The sequence below is a fragment of the Bradyrhizobium sp. CCBAU 25338 genome, from assembly GCF_028128965.1.
GTDB classification, from domain to species: Bacteria; Pseudomonadota; Alphaproteobacteria; order Rhizobiales; family Xanthobacteraceae; genus Bradyrhizobium; species Bradyrhizobium liaoningense.
In genome coordinates this window covers 1-1,471 of record NZ_LFKY01000012.1, presented here as the reverse complement: position 1 = coordinate 1,471, position 1,471 = coordinate 1, and the positions used below count along the sequence as shown (strand labels likewise).

At 62.7% G+C, this 1,471-nt stretch carries 1 protein-coding gene; it reads left to right on the top strand.

Annotated features, from left to right (window positions below):
- On the top strand, positions 1 to 1,471 hold a 1,471-nt coding region (locus ACM42_RS08400), incomplete at both ends, for a non-ribosomal peptide synthetase (RefSeq protein WP_271527489.1).

The following is a 1,471-nucleotide window of genomic DNA, read 5'->3' as shown; positions in this document are numbered from 1 at the left end:
ACTGAACCGGACGGCGGCGCCGTATCCTGCGGAGCGGTGCATCCACGAGCTGTTCGAAGCGCAGGTGCACAAGGCGCCGGATGCGGTGGCGGTGGTCTGTGAAGATGAGCGGCTGAGCTATGCCGAGCTCAATGCGCAGGCCGACCGCCTGGCGCATCACCTGATCGCCCTCGGGGTCAAGCCTGGGGATCGCATTGCCACAGTGCTGGACCGCTCCGTCGCTCTTGTGGTGGCGCAGCTGGCGATTCTGAAGGCCGGCGGCGTTTATGTACCGATCGATCGCGTCCTCCCGTCGGCGCGACAAAAATGGCTGATGGCCGATTGTGCTGCACGCTTGGTGCTTTCCGGGGATGATCTGGTTGAGGCGACGATACCTGTTCTGGCTATTGAGCCGCTCATAGCTGGAACGGGATGCAGTTCCGATCCTGGGCTGGCGTTGAGCGCTGAAACCGCCGCTTACGTCATGTACACCTCCGGCTCAACTGGCCTTCCCAAAGGCGTTGTTGTTCCTCATCGTGCCGTCAACCGGCTCGTGATCAACAGTGGGTATGTGAAGATCGATGCGGGAGATCGGGTGGCATGGGCTGGCAATCCGGCCTTCGACGCAAGCACATTCGAAGTATGGGCACCGCTACTTAACGGTGGTTGCATTGTTGCCATGCATGCCGCCACCGTCAGGGATACGCCTAGTTTTGCCCGGGCGCTTGAACAGCACCGGGTGACGTCACTGTTTCTAACAACAGCACTATTCAACCAATATACATCAACGATTGCTCCGACGTTGGCGCAACTGAAGCACCTCCTCTGTGGGGGTGAGCGCGGTGATCTTGCCTCGTTTTTGAGATTGTTGAAGGAAAAGGGTCCCGTACGTCTCATTAACTGCTACGGGCCCACCGAGACGACGACCTTCGCGACGATCTGGACTTGTCCGGCTGATTTCAATGGGTCGGTGGTCCCGATCGGGCGCCCAATCGCCAACACGCGGGTGTACCTGCTGGATGGCTATGGCGCGCCCGTGCCGTTCGGTGCGGTCGGCGAGCTCTACATTGGTGGGGCGGGGGTGACGCGGGGCTACCTCAACCGCCCTGAGCTGACAGCCGAGCGGTTCGTCGCCAGTCCCTTTGTCGAGGGCGATCGGCTGTACCGGACCGGCGACCTTGCACGTTATCTGCCGGACGGCAATCTTGAGTTCCTGGGCCGCAACGACGACCAGGTGAAGATTCGCGGCTACCGCATCGAGCCGGGCGAGATCGTCGCGCGGCTTTGCGAGCATGCCTGGGTGCGCGAGGCGGTGGTGGTGGCGCGCCAGAACGGCGCCGGCGACAAGCATCTGATCGCCTATGTGGTCTGCGCGCCCGAAGTCGGCGCGGACGAGGGCGATGGAGGCGGGGTTGCAGGCGCCTTGCGGGCGCACTTGAGTGCGCGGCTGCCGGACTACATGGTGCCGAGTGCGTTCGTGCGGCTGGCGGCG